Source organism: Bradyrhizobium sp. in8p8 (assembly GCF_000426845.1).
Taxonomy (GTDB): Bacteria; Pseudomonadota; Alphaproteobacteria; order Rhizobiales; family Xanthobacteraceae; genus Bradyrhizobium; species Bradyrhizobium japonicum_C.
Genome location: NZ_AUGD01000031.1, coordinates 30,210 through 45,819, shown reverse-complemented (window position 1 = coordinate 45,819; position 15,610 = coordinate 30,210). Strand labels below are relative to the sequence as shown.

Here is a 15,610-nt window from a genome sequence, read left to right as displayed (position 1 = left end):
CCGTCGTTGCTACGGTCAAGCGTTGGCGAATGCGGCAGTCGCGTCAACCGGCGCGGCGCCGGTGAATTTCGCTGGGGCGAGGGAGGCCAGAAGGAACTCGGCTCCCGGGAGAGCGCGGCATAAGCCGTCCGACCATTGCGCAGGGAAGGCCGTGTGTTGGGCTTCACCTGTATGCTGCTGTGCGGTTTCCTGCGTGCACCTTTTTGCGCAGCAGACCGCGGGTGCCGCCGGCACCCGGCCTTCCCTGCGCCCTCTTGGACGAGAGGGCGGAGAGATCAAGCAAAGCTCGGGCGAAACACGCCGCGAGATCGGGCAGGCGTGTCTTGCCATCTCACGTTCGCTGTCATCGCCCGCGAAGACGGGCGATCCAGTATTCCGGAGGTCCGAGTGATTGGCCGAGCAGCCGCGGCGTACTGCATTCTCCGCCTTCGCGGGGAATGATGGCGACGATTGGAGCATTGGGAAAACGGGAGCGCCCGTGGACTTGCCACTCGCAATCCGGTTCAATGGGTCATCGAGCTTTCCGGCGAGCGGGCATGCCGGATCGCAAGCCGGCCGATGCCCAGGACATGCGAGACGCTGCCGCGCCACTTGCGCGAAACTGTCGGGAATGCTTTTTGCTTGGAAGTGAGCCGTGGGGCCGCTGGCCCTGATCCAGAGAGATGAGATGAGCAAACTCGTTATCCGTGCCGGCGACTTCACCTTCGATGCCCGCTTCGAGGAGGAGCTGGCGCCCAAAACCGTCGCCGCTTTCCGCAACGCGCTGCCGTTCGAAAGCCACATCATCCATGTGCGCTGGAGCGGCGAGGGCGTATGGATGCCGCTCGGCGACCTGGATTTCGGGGTCGGCTATGAGAACCACACCAGCTACCCCGCGCCCGGTCAGATCATCCTCTACCCCGGCGGTATCAGCGAGACCGAGATCCTGCTCGCCTATGGCGGCGTTCATTTCGCGAGCAAGATGGGCCAGCTCGCGGGTAACCACTTCATCACCCTGACCTCCGGGCTCGAGAATCTGGCGACGCTGGGCAAGAGCGTGCTGTGGAAGGGCGCGCAGCCGATTCGCTTCGAGGAAGTCTGAGTGACTGAGCCCCGCTACCCGCGCGATCTCCGCGGTTATGGCCGCAACCCGCCGCATCCGCAGTGGCCCGGCAACGCGCGGGTCGCAGTGCAGTTCGTCGTCAATTTCGAGGAGGGCGGCGAGAACAACATTTTGCATGGGGACCGAGCCTCGGAAGCCTTTTTGTCCGACGTCCTCGGCGCGCAGCCCTGGCCGGGCCAGCGCCACGCCAATATCGAATCGATGTTCGAATATGGCTCGCGCGCCGGCTTCTGGCGGTTGTGGCGGATGTTCAACGAGCGGAAGTGGCCGACGACCGTGTTCGGCGTCGCCACCGCGCTCAAGCGCAATCCCGAGATCGTCGCAGCGATGAAGGAATCGGGCTGGGACATCGCGAGCCACAGCCTGAAATGGATCGAGCACAAGGACATGACCGAGGCGCAGGAGCGCGCCGAGATTACGGAGGCGATCCGCGTCCACACCGAGGCAACAGGATCGCGGCCGCTCGGCTGGTACACGGGGCGCTCCTCGATCAACACCAACCGGCTGCTGATGGAGGAAGGCGGCTTCCTCTATCTCTGCGACTCCTATGCCGATGATCTGCCCTATTGGGTAAGGGGACCGGGCGGCAAGCAGCTCTTCATTCCCTACACGTTAGATGCCAACGACATGCGCTTCATCAACCCGCAAGGGTTTGCCGAAGGCGAACAGTTCTTCACCTACCTGAAGGACGCATTCGACGTGCTTTATGCGGAAGGGCAGACCGCACCGAAGATGATGTCGGTCGGCCTGCACTGCCGCCTCGCCGGCCGGCCCGGCCGCGCGGCGGGCCTGATCCGCTTCCTGGACTATATCGGCAAGCACGAGCGCGTCTGGGTGCCGACCCGATTGCAGATCGCGCAGCACTGGCACGACAAGCACGCCCATCTGGCCGCCGACGCATTCGAGATCGGGTGAGATGTCACAGATCTCGCTCGCCGATCTCAATGGCGCCAGCAGGGACGACTTCGTTGCGGCGCTTGCCGGCGTCGTCGAATGTTCGCCGTGGCTCGCCGGGCAGCTTGCGGCAAAGCGGCCCTTCACAGGCATCAATCAACTCCACGCCGCGCTGATTGCGGCGATCCAGAGCGCCGAGCCCGACGTTCAGCTGTCGTTGATCCGCGCCCATCCCGATCTCGCGAGCAAGACGCAACCTGCCGCCGGCCTTACGGCGGAAACGGCCGACGAGCAGAACAGAGCCGGGCTCGACCGGCTGTCGGAGCCCGAATACGCGGCGTTCGGGCGCGCCAACAACGCTTACCGCGTGAAGTTCGGCTTTCCCTATATCGTCTGCTTGCGCCGTCACACCAGGGATTCGGTGCTGCGCGACTGCGAGACGCGGCTGCTCAATATCGCGAAGACCGAGACGCGACGTGCCATCGAGGAAATCGGCCGCATCGCGGCGCTGCGCCTGGATCAGCTCGTCATTGCGGACGACAAGCTGAAGGTGCACGGCCGGCTCTCGACGCTTGTGCTGGACAATCAGATTGGCAAGCCGGCACCGGGCATCCCGGTTGAGCTCGTCGAGCTCGCGACCCTCGGCGAGAACCGCGTCATCGCGCGCGCGGTGACAAATGCCGACGGCCGCACCGACCAGCCGCTGATCGGCGGCCGTCCGCTGCCGATCGGCCGTTACGAACTCCGCTTCAGCGTCGCCAGATATTACGCCGAGCGAAACGTGCCACAGTCCGATCCGCCGTTCCTCGATGAGATCCCGCTGCGCTTTGCCGTCAGCGAGCCGGAAGGCCAGTATCACGTGCCGCTGCTGGTCACGCCGTGGAGCTATTCGACCTATCGCGGCAGCTAGAAAAATAGGCTCGTCGGCACGACGCCGTCGGTGGGATCGAGCGCAGCTTCAGTTCCGCCGCGCGCCATGCGGGCGGGGTAAGCCAGGCAAAAGTGGAAAGAGGGGGCAGCCACAAGTGCCGGGTGCTTCTGGCCACCCCCTCCGAACCTCCTCCGGGAGGAGCAGGTGATCCGGGAAATGCAAGAAGCGTGCTAGTTGCCCCGGAAGCCTGTCTTCGATGTCTTTCACATGGAAATTCATCCCGAGTATCTGGCCGTCATGAGGTGATCGCCGCCCCCGCAATCAATCGGCTGCGGTTCTGCCTAGGGATCGGGCACTTCCCGGCGGCTCCCGGGCGCATCCGCGCGAGGTCGCATGGCGTGTGGTCACATTCATGCTAATCACGCCTTGGTTGGGGCAAGCGCCGGGCGTGATTTGCTGCAGGGAACCCGGTCCGATTGTCGCCAGGACAGCGGCGGCGGTCAGAGAAGAGAAGGCTTGTTGAGATGGGGGCCGTCAGTGCCGTTCAAAGTGCATCGCTCGGCGAGGTGATCGTTCGCCGGATCAACGATCTGGCCGCAATCTCGGAGGAGGGCGGCAGCCTCACCCGCATCTACCTCACCACGGAGCTGCGCGAGGCAGCGGACCTCATCCTGAGCTGGATGCGCGAAGCAGGCATGAGCGCGCGCCTCGATGCGATCGGCAACGTCTGTGGCCGCTACGAAGGCGACCAGCCGGGTGCGCCATGCCTGATGCTCGGCTCGCACTACGATACCGTGCGCGATGCGGGCAAATGGGATGGGCCGCTGGGTGTGATCACGGCGATCTCTTGCGTCGCCGACCTCAACCGCCGCGGCAAGCGCCTGCCGTTTGCGATCGAGGTGGTCGGGTTTGCCGACGAGGAGGGGGTGCGTTTCGCCTCGACCTTGCTCGGAAGCCGTGCGGTGGCCGGGACCTTCGACGAGAATGTGCTGAACACGCGCGACCGCGATGGCGTTTCAATGCGCGATGCGCTCGTGCAGTTCGGGCTCGATCCCGACCGTATCGGCGCAGCGGCACGGACGCGGGGCGAGCTGCTGGCCTATATCGAGTTGCACATCGAGCAGGGGCCGGTGCTGGAAGCACAGAACCTGCCCGTTGGCGTGGTTACAGCGATTGCCGGCGCCACGCGCCTTGCCGCGCGGCTGACCGGGATGGCCGGTCACGCCGGCACCGTCCCAATGCCGCTGCGCCGAGACGCGCTCGCCGGTGCGGCCGAATGCATCGGCGCGATCGAGCAGTTTTGCCGCACCGACGAGGGCGGCCTTGTCGGCACCGTCGGCCACATCCAGGCGAAGCCCGGTGCGACCAACGTCATTCCGGGCCAGGTGTCGTTCACCATAGACATGCGGGCGCCGACCGACGGGCATCGTAAGCGCGCGGTCACCGAAATCGTCCGCCAGATCGAGGCTATCGCCAAGCGCCGGCGGCTGGCGCTTCAGCTCGATGTCACTCACGAGAACCGCACTGCACCGTGCGCGCCTTGGCTCCAGCAGCAGATCGCGCAGGCGATCGAGGCCGAAGGCTTTTCCGTCTTCGAGCTGCCGAGCGGAGCAGGGCACGACGGCATGGCGATGATCGACATTGCCGATGTCGGCATGATCTTCGTCCGCTGCCGCGGCGGCATCAGCCATCACCCGGATGAACATGTCGAACTCGCCGATGCCGACGCGGGCGCGCGGGTGCTGTTGCGGGTGATCGAGAATTTCAGGCCGCGGGAAGGGTCGACGGCAGGCTGAAGAAGCCCCAGCCGAAGCAGCCAGGTCATCGTGAAGAAATACGAATCAGGCAGGCTTTGGATGGTGCCCGCACCATCGGAGTTGACCCGGCCAGGATATGAATAGCGATACCCCGTTGCCCTCAAACCGCAGAAGCCGATTCTACCAGGGTGCGGCTGCGACCGTTCTCGCCAACGCCCTCCAGGCGGTCAATTTTCTCGGTGATCGGTTCCTGAGAAGATCGGATCATTCGTTCACTGCCATCGCGGACCTCTATCGGCACTCGATGGAGAGCGCCTTTTCGCTGACCGAGGCTTTCCTCGTTACGGGCGCACCACACGCCTCCGCCTATTATCCCCGCGACTTCGCGTGGTTCTATCCTGATGTCCTCGATCCCGAAACCATTTTGGATGCGCAGGATGCCGTCCGGCGCGCTCGGCTGCTCGACAAGAGCGTCCGCTTGTTGCTGGACGCGGTTCGTGCCGGCGTCGTCACGACGACCATCGTCCCCGCAGGACGCGGCCGGTATCTCGGGGTGAATTATTTCTCGCGCCCGTCCGACACGCTGCTCGGCATTCTCGCCGGCCTCCAGCAGATGATCTCTGCCGAGGAGAGGAAGCCGTCCTATCTCGCGATGTCGCAATGCGCGCATGCCGGCCGCTTGTTGCTGGCGGAGTATGGCGCCGACCTGAAGCGAGCAATTCTGCAGCTCGCAAGCGAGCTCGAACCGTTCGATGATGGCGGAACCAGGTCCTTGCTTTGCGATGTCAACGCACCCCGTTCCGCTGCGACAGACACCCGCGCCGAGCGCAAGCGCTTCGTAACCAATGCTTCTGTCTACACGACCTTCGTGTGGGGCGTGCAGCTCGGGATCGTCGGTGAGAACGAGCTAAAGCGGCTGCTCGGGCGAGACCTTGTGCAGTACAAGAGGGACCTGCTCCGCCTGTTTGGCAAGGACGGCTACATCAGGCATTCCCTGGAAGACCGGACGACCTCGCCGGCGTCATCAGTCGCACTGGATTTCGTCGGTGTGCATCGCGGATTCTGGACCATGAGCGATGCGAGCGAGCGGGCGCTGTTCGCGGCCACGGCGGATCTGATCATCGCGGAACCGCGGTTTCGTATCCCCAGCACGTTTCATTTCCTGGTGTCGGCCGACAATCCCAGGAACAAGATGATCCACAAGATTGCCGCACCTGCCTATCAGGGGCGCTCCTCCTGGCCGACGTTCAACGTCGAGTTCGCAGATCGCATGCTGGATTATGACGAGTTCACGGGGCGCGATACCTACCGCGCCTGCGCACAAGGAATATTGAAGGACATTCGGACTGCGACCGAGGTCCACGGGGGCTATCAGGAGCTGATTTCCGAACAGGGGCTGAAGTACCGCACCTGGGCCTATAAGGGCGCCGTGGCCCATTCCTGGTTCCCGCGCTTTCTGTCGGTCTGGAGGCGGGCGTACGGGACGCCGCTCCTCCGGTGGGATTGAGCGATCCGGTCCTGTTGCGCGCCGCTATGCCGCGAGATCCAGCAGCCGGCATGACCCGCGCACGAGCACCTTGCGTCCCGTCGGCGTCATCGACGGTACGCCGTCATTGACGTCCACGAGACCAAGCTTCACGAGGCTTTCGATCAGGTAGGCCTTCGAGAGGCGACCACTCGAGGTGGCGTTGCGGAGCGTGCGCAGAGCGTCCCATTGGTCCGGGGTAAGATCGAAATCGACGTCGTTGCTCATTGTGCCTCAAACGATAGCCCAGTCGCGCGCCCCTGTTAGCGGAGCTGCATGAAGACCATGCGACGACAATGAGTCCGGAATTCGGTGAACTGTTTAGAACGTCTCTTCACTAATTGCGGCAGTCCGTTGCTGTCCAAGCGTTGCATGAGCAGATCGTCGAAAGCGCCAATCAAAATATCGATGATCGAAGCTTGATGTTGCGGTGCGAATTGCCGCAGTGCACGGGAAGCATCGCTGTCCCTTCGCCGCGATATGCATAGAAATGACGCGGCGAGCCGTGCAGGACTCTGTTACACTCATTTGGAGGCGATTGGCTTCACAGGAGGAGTGGAGTGCATGAACAAGCTGGTTGAAATTCGCAGTCAGGAATTTCTATGCCGTGAGCGCGCGGCGCTCGACTCCGAACGTCGTGTATTCTGGCTCGCACAGGCCCAGGAATGGGAGCAGCGCGCGCTCGATGAAATCGCCTATCACTTCCGGGAGTGCAATCTCGCGCAGGCCGAGCGGAACGCGGCCTGACACCGCTGGTTATTTTGCTTACTGATACGTCGCTACGATATCGGACACGGCGCGCTCGAGCTGCTGTGCGGTGGCGCATTGGCGCACGACGCTGCAAAAGGTCGCGTAGCGCGGCATCTCGGAATCGCCAAAGCCCCAGGCGAGCCGCCCCTCGGGATTGAGCCAGACCAGCCGCTTGGAGCGCTCGGAGATGCGGCGCAAAATGTCGGCGCGCGGGTCGAGATTGTTGCTGCGGGCGTCGCCGAGCACGATCACGGTGGTCCGAGGCGTCAGCGTGCTCATGAACTCCTTCTCGAAATCGACCAGCGAAGAGCCGTAATCTGACGAGCCAAAACCGACCTTGGACATGATCTCGGACATCGCCTCCTCCGGCGACTTCGATTCCAGGATTTCACTGACCTCGATCAGATGGGAGGAGAAGGCGAAGGAGCGGACGTCGTCGACCACCTCGTGCAATGAGTGGATCAGCAGCAGGAAGAAGTCTGAGACTTGAGCGACCGACCCGGAGACGTCGCATAGCGCGACGATCTTCGGTCGGTCACGATGCTTGCGCTTCCATGCCGTGAGGAAGGGAATGCCGCCCCAGGCCGCATTGCGGCGGAGCGTGCGGCGCACGTCGAGATGACCGCGGCGCTGGCGCTTGCGTGGCTTCGAGTAGCGCTCTCGCAGCCGGCGCGCGATCTGGCGAATGAGTGCGCGCATCTCGGCGACCTGGCGCCGCTCGATGCGAGCAAGCGGCGCGTTGCGCAGGATCTCATTGCGGAGGTTCTCGGCCTCCTCGCGGGCGTAGAGTGCAAGCCCCTGGGAGACCGTATCGCGCACGGCTTCGCGCAAGCCGTCGAGCGCGGCGCGCAGGCGCTCGGCCAGGGCCGGATTGGTCGCGGTCAGCTCGTCGAGGTCGTCGCGCAGGCGCTGAAGGCCCATCGCGTCGAGTATGCGGCTTGAGAAGATGCCGCGCTGAGTGGAATAGCGGATGTCGGACAGGGAGGCCGCACCGGAGGCGCTGGCAATGGCGGCTGCGATCGCATTGCGGTCCTGCGAAAGCAGCATCTGGGCGAGCGGGCCCAAACCCTGGGAAGGCTGACCTTCGCCAGCATCGCCGGGAGCGCCGGAGGGGGGCGACTGATCCGCATCGGGCGAAGTGTCGTCGTTGTCCGCCTCGGGCTGGTCTTGCCTCGGCTCCGGCTGACTGAAGAAGAGATCAAAGCAATCGCCGAGAGCGAGCTTCTCGTCCTGTGACTTGGCGAGTGTCAGGAGCAGCGCGTCGCGCAGGATTGCGCGGTCGGAGAGGCCGACCTGCGCGACTGCTCGCATCGCATCGATGCTTTCCGCAGGCGAGACGTGAACGCCGGCGCCCCGTGCCGCCCGAAAGAAACGATGGAGGTTCTCGCGCATCGGCGTCAACCGAAGACGTTGGACCGTGCCGCCTTGGCAATGAAGGTCGTCACTTGCGGCGTTGCAGCCTCGATGTCGGCTTCGTATTTCAGCAGCACGTTGAGCGTGTCCTTGACGATCTCGGAATCGAGTTCGGAAGCCTGGAGCAGCACCAGCACGCGCGCCCAGTCGATGGTCTCGCTGACCGAGGGCAGCTTCTTCAGATCGAGCGAGCGGATCTCGTGGATGAAGCCGACCATCTGCCGTCGCAGCGCCTGCGAGATGCCGGGCACGCGGCTTTCGACGATCCGCTCCTCCAGCCGCTGCTCGGGAAAGCCTATATGCAGATGCAGGCAGCGGCGCTTCAACGCGTCCCCGAGGTCGCGCTCGCTGTTGGAGGTGAGGATCACGGTTGGCGGCGTGATGGCCGAAACGGTTCCAAGCTCGGGAATGGTGACCTGGAAGTCGGACAGGATCTCCAGCAGCAGCGATTCGAACTCAGCGTCTGACTTGTCGATCTCGTCGATCAGCAGCACGCAGCCGCCCGGCTGCTCCAGCGCCTGGAGCAGGGGACGTGGCTCGACAAACTCCTTGGAGAAGAACACGTCGCCGAAATCGTGCAACTGGTCGAGCGCGGCGTGCAACGTCTGCGCGCCGCCGAGAACCTCACCGAGCTTGTCCTTCAGGATCTGCGTATAGAGAAGCTGCTTGGCGTACTTCCACTCATAGAGCGCCTTGGCCTCGTCGAGGCCCTCGTAGCATTGCAGGCGGATCATCTTCATGCCGCGCCAGGCAGCGATCGCCTTGGCGAGTTCGGTCTTGCCGACGCCGGCAGGCCCCTCGACCAGGATCGGCTTCTCGATCTGCTGCGACAAATAGACGGCCGTCGCGATCTGCCGGCTCGCGATGTAACCTTGCGCGGCGAGGCCGCTCTCCACTGCCTCGATCGATGTCGAGGCCTTCTGATCAGCCACGAATGGGCGCTCCCAAGGGTCCAAGTGAGGCTTGTTCTGCCTGCGTTCCCGGCAAAGAACAAGCCTCGTTTGGGAGACATCAGATGCGCGTGAGCGGCATTTTTTCCGTTCCGCGCAAATAGTTAGGCAGCTCGCCGTTCGCGAAATTAGTGCCGCAGCTGCTCCGGTTTGCGGATTGTCTGCCTGACCTCGGCGCCGCAATCGGCGCATTCATAGACGAAGTCGATTCTGGCGAGACCCCAATGCGGCTCGACCTCGCGCACATACATCGGCAGGAACCCCATGCAGGCGGGGCAATTCACGGGCGGGACCTCGACATCCTGATGATGCTGAACGTAAGCTGGCATCTCCGCTCTCCTTCGCAGGCGACCCACCAAACCCCACGCGAAGCTACTGCCGGCTAGCCCGGAGCCCTCATCAACTCTTTCGAACACAGGTGGAACGGCTAATGTTTGCCGTTCGCTGTGACATTCTGGTTACGGCTCTGTACTGTCCAGGGTGGGCCAAATGCCTGTTTCGCTGGCCAATTCCGTGTTCGGACCTTCACCTCAACGATAAGGGAGCAACGCCCATGACGCATGCCATTCGATTTCACAAGACCGGTGGGCCGGAAGTTCTGGTCTGGGAGGAGGTCAGCGTCGGCAAGCCTGGACCCGGCGAAGCCCGCATCCGCCACACCGCTGTCGGTCTCAATTTCGTCGATATCTATAACCGTTCCGGCTTGTATCCGGCGCAACTGCCGAGCGGGCTCGGTAGCGAGGCAGCCGGTATCGTGGAGGAGGTCGGCCCGGATGTTACCGATCTGAAGCCGGGCGACCGTGTCGCTTATGGCGCCTCGCCGCTCGGAGCTTACTCCGAGGCGCGGCTGATCCCCGCCGACCGGCTGTTGAAATTGCCTGACGGCGTCGACGACAAGACCGCGGCGGCGATGATGCTCAAGGGGCTGACGACGCAATATCTGATCCGGCAGACCTATAGGGTGAAGGCGGGCGATACCATTCTGCTTCATGCCGCGGCCGGCGGTGTTGGTCTGATCCTGAGCCAATGGGCCAAGCATCTCGGCGCGACCGTGATCGGCACGGTCAGCAGCGATGAGAAGGCCAAGCTAGCCAAGGCGCATGGTTGCGACCATGTGATCATCTATACACGAGAGGATTTCGTTAAGCGGGTTGACGAAATCACCGGCGGCAAGAAGGTGCCGGTGGTTTACGATTCCGTGGGCAAGGACACGTTCCTGAAATCGCTGGATTGCCTCGCGCCCCTCGGCGTCGCGGCGCTGTTCGGTCAATCGTCCGGCGTGGTCGAGCCGCTCAATCTCGGCCTGCTGGCGCAGAAGGGCTCGCTTTACGTCACGCGTCCGACGCTGTTCACCTACGCCGCCAAACGCGAAAGCCTGGTCGCGATGGCGAACGAACTGTTCGATGTCGTCAAGTCCGGTGCGGTCAAGATCGAGGTGCACCAGACCTATCCGTTGAAGGAGGCCGCAAAGGCGCACGCCGACCTGGCGGCACGCAAAACCACGGGATCGACCGTTCTGTTGGTGTAATCCCCGACCGGGCGGTGACGCAGGTTACCTGGCCTGCGTCACGACCGTTCGTGCTTGCGCAGATCGCGGGTGTGATCAAGGTCGATTGCCTGGAGGTCTATATCCTCAGGCGGGATCTGGGGCAGGGCGGCCGCAGTTAGCATTGCCTCGGTCACGTCCTCGACCGCATTCTCCAGGATCTCGTGGATGAACGAGATGTTCTGATATTCGCCCGAGGCGATGCGCGAGATGACTTCGCGCCTCGTGATCTCCGGATCGACAACCGCCTCGCGGCCCCGCCGCCCATAGTCGATCATCACGACGAAATACTGCATGAAACGATCCTGCCGCGCCCCGTGGTCGTAGCGCGGCAGAGTATTGTCGAAAACCGGAATTTTGTCAACGATCATTTCTGGAAATGCGAAATGGCCGGCTGCAGCTCCATCACTTGCCCTTCTTGCGGGGCCGCGCCGATTTCGCGCGCAGTCGTTCGAGTTGCCCCTTGGGCATGGACAGGCAGATCTCCCCGACCCAGTCGAGCTTGACCCCGACGATCGGCTTGGCATTGAAGCTCGTGAGGTTGACGACAGAGGGTGATTTTCCCCGCTCGATGGTTTTCAGATAGCGCTCGCCGGTCTTGAGCCGAACCACCGCCTCTTCACCGTAGAAGCTCGACAACGGATGGCGCTGATCCTTGTAGACCACGATCACGTCGCCGCTTTCGTATTTTGGCAGCATCGAATCGCCCACGATCTCGAATGCGATCGTCTCTTCCATGATCGGGAAGGGCAACGTGACGTCGCCGAGACCTTCCGGGGGGACCTGTTCATAGTCCGGCTCGATCACCGCGCCGGCTCCGACCCGGCCCATGATCGGCGCAAGATTGAGCTCGAGATATTCCATGATCGGAATGATCTCCGAGGCTTTTACCAAGCGCTCGCCGCCGAGAATCTCCGAGACCGCCCCGGGGCGCACGCCCATGGCCGCCGCCAGGCCGCCCTTGCTCTTGCCCGTTTTCTCCAGGCCCCGCTCGATCATAGCAACGTCCAACATGGTGATTCCCTCGATTGCGCACCTGGCCTCTTGTAATCCGAAATTCGGAATTGATGCAATTATGAATATCAGAATTGTCGCTTGACTCTCTATTCGGAATACCGGAATGTATGCTCCGCCTTCCGTCGTTCGATCGGAGGCGGCGCATCACAGGACAGCAGCATGGAACCGGGCCATTGGCCGTCGGAGCACTCCGACGCGCTTCGCGACTATTTTCTCAAAGGCATGTCTTATGCGGAGATCGGGAGACAGCTAAACGCACGATTCGGAACGGCTTACACGCGCAGCGCGGTGGTCGGCCGCGCCAAGCGGCTCGGGCTCGTCCTGCCGGAATGGATGACAAGCCCGTCGATCGCGCCATCGTGGCCGGGCGAGGCCAGCCCGCTTGCGCCACGGCGCGTAGCCTTGCCGAACCTGAATCTGCCGCCGAAATCGGCAATGAAGCCCGCCCAACGGGTGAAGCTGCGCTGTGTCGGCGTCCAGCCGCGCCTGATACCGCTCGTCGAACTCGAGCCGGCCGACTGCCACTACCCCTATGGCGGCGACAAGGACGGCGAGGAGATTGCCTTCTGTGGCCACCCCCGCCAGCCGGCGTCCAGCTATTGCGCACCGCATGCTCGCTTGACGCGTCGCTCTGGCACGCCGTCCGCCCGTGTCGCCGGGCGGGTCGTGCTGAGGCTGGTCGGCGTCCCTTGAGAGTGCCGCCTTCGTTCGATCGTCAATTTTGCAAGGAGTAGCCCAGTGGCACGTGCCCGACGCAACAAGTCTTACAAACTGGCGCAGATCTACGACCGGCGGTCGAGGGAGGTGCCGTTCAATGCCGAGCTGGCGGAGGTGGAGGTCGACAATCCGCTCGCGCTCGATTCAGGCGAGAAGATCCTGGCTATGCGGTCGATCCGCAGCGATCCGCTCGGCCGGCTGCATGCGCACCACCAGATCGACGAAGCGCAATACCGCGGCGGGCGCGCCTTTCAGAACGATTGGGAGCGGGCTGAGCGGGGGCCTCAGGCGGTGGACACGACCCGCGAATATGTCGATGGCACCAGCACGCGCGAGCCGGTCACCGAGAGCCAGCGAAAGGCGGTGCTGCGGCTGAACCGGGTCGAGCGCGAGCTCGGGACTGACGGCGCCGCGCTGGTGCACGATGTGCTGGTGCTGGGTCTGACCATGGATCAGATCGGGCAGCGTCGTGCCGTCCGTACGCAGCGCTGGAACGACTATTTTGGGCGCCGCTTTCGCGAATGCCTGGATCGGCTGGCGCTGATCTACGGCTTTGCGACGGAAGCTGGGACGCTGCGTCCGGACCGGCGGAGATGATTGCGGCACGCCGGCGGTCTCGGCCGCCGACGTGACCGACCCTGCTTACGGATGAGGCAGTATCCTGTACGGCGTGGTGTAGGGCTCGACGCGAAGCGACGCGTTGGCCAAAAGACCGATCTTGGCGGTCGGCGCCTGCTGCAGTTCGCCGTTCGGGCCTCGACGCACATTGTATTGCCAAACCGTGAGGTCGCCTTTCTGTGCCAGCGCGCGTGCAACGGCGCTCGCATCGTTGCCGCCAAGCGCCTGAAGCTCCTCCGCCGACAATCCGACGACAATTTCGTCCTTGACGGTAACGATCTTGAAGAGGTTCATCTTTGTCTCCTGGGCCCATGCGCCTTGTACCGAGAGGGTGAGAAGCGCGACTGCAGCGCCCTTGATGAGATCGCAGCGAGAAAGCATGCCTTTGTCCTTTGATGGTGTACGCTCCAGATTTCTCCAGCGGGGGCGCCGTGATCTGCGTGTCCGTTCTGCAATCGCTTTGTCGTTTGTTTCTGAACGGCGGTTCACGGATGGAAAGCAAATCGGGCCCGATGAGGCTCGCTGAGGGTATCGCGGCCACTCACCGGAGGCCGATGGGCGTGAAGATCACGCGGTCCTGCCATCGACGATACAACCTCCGCACGTCACTCAACAGCTACGTGTATACGCTGCCAAGCGTCTGTTGGTGTCCGCAAATGTCCATTCACATAGGAAACAAAAGCGAAGCGCAGCGCCAACGGCGCTCAAGACTGTATACGTGTTCGATGCAGCTTCTTGACGCAGGTGGGTGACGGCCGTCGATATTCCTGTTATCCGGAATCGCCGTGGTTCGGTGCAGAAGAAGCATCGTACCCGAGCCGGGCTTGCTGGAGGAGTTGTTCCTTGGCATAATTACAACCAATTCTGTCGCTTGGGTGCAGTTCAGCGTGCCAGCCTGGCGGGCGCCCCCGGCCGAGAGTTCGTCGCGACAGGTTCTGTTGCGACGTTCGGTTCTTGAGTGGATCGCGAGGGCCGATGCTTGTCATAGGTGCGAGATGAAAGACCTCAATTTCGCCGCCGAGCTGCATCTCAAGCTCGGCGTGCCTGCAAGCGGCACCGTCGAGAGCCTGCGCCTGCTCCGCGCGTTTCTGAAGCTCGCGCCTCGACAGCGTTTCGAAGTGATCAAGCTGGTCGAAGATCTGGCCACCGAGGAAGCTCTTCCTGAGCACCCCTTGTCCTAAAGTCTGGCCGCGCGCCGGACCCAGGCTGCATCCATCCATTTTCCTCATACACCCGTCAGCGGGTGTCATCCCCCTCGGCTGGCCGCTGGAAGGTGGTCCGGCAAATGTGGTATCCAGTTCGAAAAAGGGAGAGTGCGACCATGATCGAACCGAAACTCGAAGTTCCGGCCGAGCTGCGCGACTTGGCAGAGAAGACGATCGACCAGGCGGAAAAGGCCTTCGGCATGTTTTTTGAAGCCGCCAGCAAATCAATGTCATCCGTTCCGGGCGCGGGGACGGAGGTATCGAAGCAGGCGCTCGCTTTTACCGAGCAGAACATGAAGTCGGCCTTTGAGCATGCGCGCAAGCTTGTACATGCCACCGATTTGCAGGAAGCGATGCGTATCCAGTCCGATTTCCTGCGCAGTCAGTTCACGAGCGCGGGAGATCACATGCGCCAAATGACGGGCAGTCTCATGCAACCAGGCAAGGACAAGTCTTGACTCTCGCTGTGTGTACGGCGTGCCCACAACTTGATCTTGTGCGATGTTAAGATCCGCGCTTCGATACTCACGCAGGTCCATGATGGGCCACCGAACGACTCCATTCGCCGTCCGTCATCCCTTCTGCTGATCCCTGCCGGTCCTCCGGCAGGGATTTGCACTTGTAGCGGATCGCTTTCGTCCGGTGACCGCTAGACCGCAAGGAGATCGGTGGGAGTCGTCTGCGGCTTTGAGCACGGTCTCTTCCGAAAAGCGCTCCACGCTTCGTGCCAACGTGAGCTTCGGATCCGGATCACGCTCTATCGCAGCGATGCGATGTAGGCCGCAATATCCGCGGCTTCGGCTCGGCTCAAGGGAAAGTTCGGCATCTTCGGGTGCGGATCGAGCAGGAAGAAGGCGAGCCTTTCCGGACTGAAGTCCTGCCTGCGCGCAACGGACGGAAAGGAGGGAACATCGGCGCTCGCCTGGGTCTGCCCGTTCGCCACGACATGACAGCTCGCGCACCAGCGCCTGGCAAGGTCGGCGCCGTGATCGGCGTCAGCGGCCAGGGCGGACGTACCGACGCCAGAGACTACGCCAATCAGGAGGCAAATCCTTCTTACGTGCCGGGACATGGGCAATCTTTCTACGTTCGCTCGCGTCTGCCGCGCTCAACCGCAGCATGATCCTGGAAACTGCGAGAGGTCAATGCGGGCGATGACCGACCGGAACAGCTTGCGGGTCGAACGATAGAGATGCCGTACGAATGCGGGCACTCTTGCCGCGGCCAGGCCAAGGCTCTTCGTAT

19 protein-coding genes are annotated in these 15,610 nt (G+C 62.8%); 11 read left to right on the top strand and 8 right to left on the bottom strand.

Going from position 1 to position 15,610, the window contains the following annotated elements:
* Window positions 1-667 precede the first annotated feature (667 nt).
* The 5 genes from K408_RS0135545 (at window position 668) to K408_RS0135525 (ending at window position 6,131) form a co-directional block, all read left to right on the top strand.
* Window positions 668-1,081, top strand: a complete 414-nt coding sequence (locus tag K408_RS0135545) for a DUF3830 family protein (RefSeq protein ID WP_024343299.1) — start codon at window positions 668-670, stop codon at window positions 1,079-1,081.
* Window positions 1,082-2,017 carry an allantoinase PuuE gene (gene puuE / locus K408_RS0135540; protein WP_024343298.1) on the top strand — a complete coding sequence of 312 codons (936 nt, stop codon included), beginning with the start codon at window positions 1,082-1,084 and terminating at the stop codon, window positions 2,015-2,017.
* 1 nt (window position 2,018) lies between these two features.
* Window positions 2,019-2,906, top strand: a complete 888-nt coding sequence (gene uraD, locus K408_RS0135535) for a 2-oxo-4-hydroxy-4-carboxy-5-ureidoimidazoline decarboxylase (protein WP_024343297.1) — start codon at window positions 2,019-2,021, stop codon at window positions 2,904-2,906.
* A 485-nt stretch (window positions 2,907-3,391) separates the two neighbouring features.
* Window positions 3,392-4,663, top strand: coding sequence for an allantoate amidohydrolase (locus K408_RS0135530; protein ID WP_024343296.1), 1,272 nt, complete (start codon window positions 3,392-3,394; stop codon window positions 4,661-4,663).
* A 97-nt stretch (window positions 4,664-4,760) separates the two neighbouring features.
* A complete protein-coding gene (locus K408_RS0135525; RefSeq protein WP_024343295.1) occupies window positions 4,761-6,131 on the top strand; it encodes a hypothetical protein in 1,371 nt (456 codons plus the stop codon).
* Window positions 6,132-6,155: 24 nt separating this feature from the next.
* Here K408_RS0135525 and K408_RS0135520 read toward each other — a convergent pair whose 3' ends face one another.
* On the bottom strand, window positions 6,156-6,377 hold the full coding sequence (locus K408_RS0135520) for a hypothetical protein (RefSeq protein WP_024343294.1): 222 nt from the start codon (window positions 6,375-6,377) through the stop codon (window positions 6,156-6,158).
* A 336-nt stretch (window positions 6,378-6,713) separates the two neighbouring features.
* On the opposite strand from K408_RS0135520, the gene K408_RS0135515 reads away from it, so the two are divergent.
* Window positions 6,714-6,896 carry a hypothetical protein gene (locus tag K408_RS0135515; RefSeq protein ID WP_024343293.1) on the top strand — a complete coding sequence of 61 codons (183 nt, stop codon included), beginning with the start codon at window positions 6,714-6,716 and terminating at the stop codon, window positions 6,894-6,896.
* Window positions 6,897-6,914: 18 nt separating this feature from the next.
* On the opposite strand, the gene K408_RS0135510 is transcribed toward K408_RS0135515, so the two are convergent.
* From K408_RS0135510 to K408_RS0135500, 3 genes are all read right to left on the bottom strand, one after another.
* Window positions 6,915-8,291: a vWA domain-containing protein gene (locus K408_RS0135510; RefSeq protein ID WP_024343292.1), complete on the bottom strand. Its 1,377-nt coding sequence runs from the start codon at window positions 8,289-8,291 to the stop codon at window positions 6,915-6,917.
* A gap of 5 nt (window positions 8,292-8,296) precedes the next feature.
* On the bottom strand, window positions 8,297-9,244 hold the full coding sequence (locus K408_RS0135505; RefSeq protein WP_024343291.1) for an AAA family ATPase: 948 nt from the start codon (window positions 9,242-9,244) through the stop codon (window positions 8,297-8,299).
* Window positions 9,245-9,390: 146 nt separating this feature from the next.
* Window positions 9,391-9,591 (bottom strand): hypothetical protein, encoded by a 201-nt coding sequence (locus tag K408_RS0135500; protein ID WP_024343290.1) that lies wholly within the window; start codon window positions 9,589-9,591, stop codon window positions 9,391-9,393.
* A 224-nt stretch (window positions 9,592-9,815) separates the two neighbouring features.
* Here K408_RS0135500 and K408_RS0135495 point away from each other — a divergent pair, with 224 nt between their 5' ends.
* Complete coding sequence (locus K408_RS0135495; protein WP_024343289.1) at window positions 9,816-10,790, top strand: quinone oxidoreductase family protein; 975 nt, start codon at window positions 9,816-9,818, stop codon at window positions 10,788-10,790.
* 38 nt (window positions 10,791-10,828) lie between these two features.
* Here the strand turns inward: K408_RS0135495 and K408_RS0135490 are convergent, their stop codons facing one another.
* Together K408_RS0135490 and K408_RS0135485 are read right to left on the bottom strand one after the other, a co-directional pair.
* Window positions 10,829-11,104, bottom strand: coding sequence for a hypothetical protein (locus K408_RS0135490; RefSeq protein WP_024343288.1), 276 nt, complete (start codon window positions 11,102-11,104; stop codon window positions 10,829-10,831).
* A 109-nt stretch (window positions 11,105-11,213) separates the two neighbouring features.
* Entirely contained in the window at window positions 11,214-11,822 is a 609-nt protein-coding gene (locus K408_RS0135485) for a S24 family peptidase (protein ID WP_024343287.1), read from the bottom strand.
* A 162-nt stretch (window positions 11,823-11,984) separates the two neighbouring features.
* Between K408_RS0135485 and K408_RS0135480 the strand changes: the two genes are divergently transcribed.
* Both K408_RS0135480 and K408_RS0135475 read left to right on the top strand, forming a co-directional pair.
* Window positions 11,985-12,518 carry a GcrA family cell cycle regulator gene (locus tag K408_RS0135480; RefSeq protein ID WP_024343286.1) on the top strand — a complete coding sequence of 178 codons (534 nt, stop codon included), beginning with the start codon at window positions 11,985-11,987 and terminating at the stop codon, window positions 12,516-12,518.
* Window positions 12,519-12,563: 45 nt separating this feature from the next.
* Entirely contained in the window at window positions 12,564-13,139 is a 576-nt protein-coding gene (locus K408_RS0135475) for a hypothetical protein (RefSeq protein WP_024343285.1), read from the top strand.
* A gap of 45 nt (window positions 13,140-13,184) precedes the next feature.
* Here the strand turns inward: K408_RS0135475 and K408_RS0135470 are convergent, their stop codons facing one another.
* Window positions 13,185-13,541 carry a hypothetical protein gene (locus K408_RS0135470; RefSeq protein WP_024343284.1) on the bottom strand — a complete coding sequence of 119 codons (357 nt, stop codon included), beginning with the start codon at window positions 13,539-13,541 and terminating at the stop codon, window positions 13,185-13,187.
* Window positions 13,542-14,155: 614 nt separating this feature from the next.
* Between K408_RS0135470 and K408_RS0135465 the strand changes: the two genes are divergently transcribed.
* Both K408_RS0135465 and K408_RS0135460 read left to right on the top strand, forming a co-directional pair.
* Entirely contained in the window at window positions 14,156-14,341 is a 186-nt protein-coding gene (locus K408_RS0135465) for a hypothetical protein (protein WP_024343283.1), read from the top strand.
* 140 nt (window positions 14,342-14,481) lie between these two features.
* Window positions 14,482-14,823 (top strand): phasin, encoded by a 342-nt coding sequence (locus K408_RS0135460; protein ID WP_024343282.1) that lies wholly within the window; start codon window positions 14,482-14,484, stop codon window positions 14,821-14,823.
* Window positions 14,824-15,122: 299 nt separating this feature from the next.
* On the opposite strand, the gene K408_RS0135455 is transcribed toward K408_RS0135460, so the two are convergent.
* Window positions 15,123-15,437, bottom strand: coding sequence for a c-type cytochrome (locus K408_RS0135455; RefSeq protein ID WP_024343281.1), 315 nt, complete (start codon window positions 15,435-15,437; stop codon window positions 15,123-15,125).
* Between the last annotated feature and the right edge of the window lie 173 nt (window positions 15,438-15,610).

Coding starts and splice junctions, on each gene's coding strand:
- K408_RS0135525 (WP_024343295.1), top strand. CDS start 4,761: ATGAATAGCGATACCCCGTTGCCCTCAAACCGCAGAAGCCGATTCTAC.
- K408_RS0135460 (WP_024343282.1), top strand. CDS start 14,482: ATGATCGAACCGAAACTCGAAGTTCCGGCCGAGCTGCGCGACTTGGCA.
- K408_RS0135510 (WP_024343292.1), bottom strand. CDS start 8,291: ATGCGCGAGAACCTCCATCGTTTCTTTCGGGCGGCACGGGGCGCCGGC.
- K408_RS0135470 (WP_024343284.1), bottom strand. CDS start 13,541: ATGCTTTCTCGCTGCGATCTCATCAAGGGCGCTGCAGTCGCGCTTCTC.
- K408_RS0135545 (WP_024343299.1), top strand. CDS start 668: ATGAGCAAACTCGTTATCCGTGCCGGCGACTTCACCTTCGATGCCCGC.
- K408_RS0135485 (WP_024343287.1), bottom strand. CDS start 11,822: ATGTTGGACGTTGCTATGATCGAGCGGGGCCTGGAGAAAACGGGCAAG.
- K408_RS0135455 (WP_024343281.1), bottom strand. CDS start 15,437: ATGTCCCGGCACGTAAGAAGGATTTGCCTCCTGATTGGCGTAGTCTCT.
- K408_RS0135520 (WP_024343294.1), bottom strand. CDS start 6,377: ATGAGCAACGACGTCGATTTCGATCTTACCCCGGACCAATGGGACGCT.
- uraD (WP_024343297.1), top strand. CDS start 2,019: ATGTCACAGATCTCGCTCGCCGATCTCAATGGCGCCAGCAGGGACGAC.
- K408_RS0135515 (WP_024343293.1), top strand. CDS start 6,714: ATGAACAAGCTGGTTGAAATTCGCAGTCAGGAATTTCTATGCCGTGAG.
- K408_RS0135530 (WP_024343296.1), top strand. CDS start 3,392: ATGGGGGCCGTCAGTGCCGTTCAAAGTGCATCGCTCGGCGAGGTGATC.
- K408_RS0135495 (WP_024343289.1), top strand. CDS start 9,816: ATGACGCATGCCATTCGATTTCACAAGACCGGTGGGCCGGAAGTTCTG.
- K408_RS0135500 (WP_024343290.1), bottom strand. CDS start 9,591: ATGCCAGCTTACGTTCAGCATCATCAGGATGTCGAGGTCCCGCCCGTG.
- K408_RS0135465 (WP_024343283.1), top strand. CDS start 14,156: ATGAAAGACCTCAATTTCGCCGCCGAGCTGCATCTCAAGCTCGGCGTG.
- K408_RS0135480 (WP_024343286.1), top strand. CDS start 11,985: ATGGAACCGGGCCATTGGCCGTCGGAGCACTCCGACGCGCTTCGCGAC.
- K408_RS0135490 (WP_024343288.1), bottom strand. CDS start 11,104: ATGCAGTATTTCGTCGTGATGATCGACTATGGGCGGCGGGGCCGCGAG.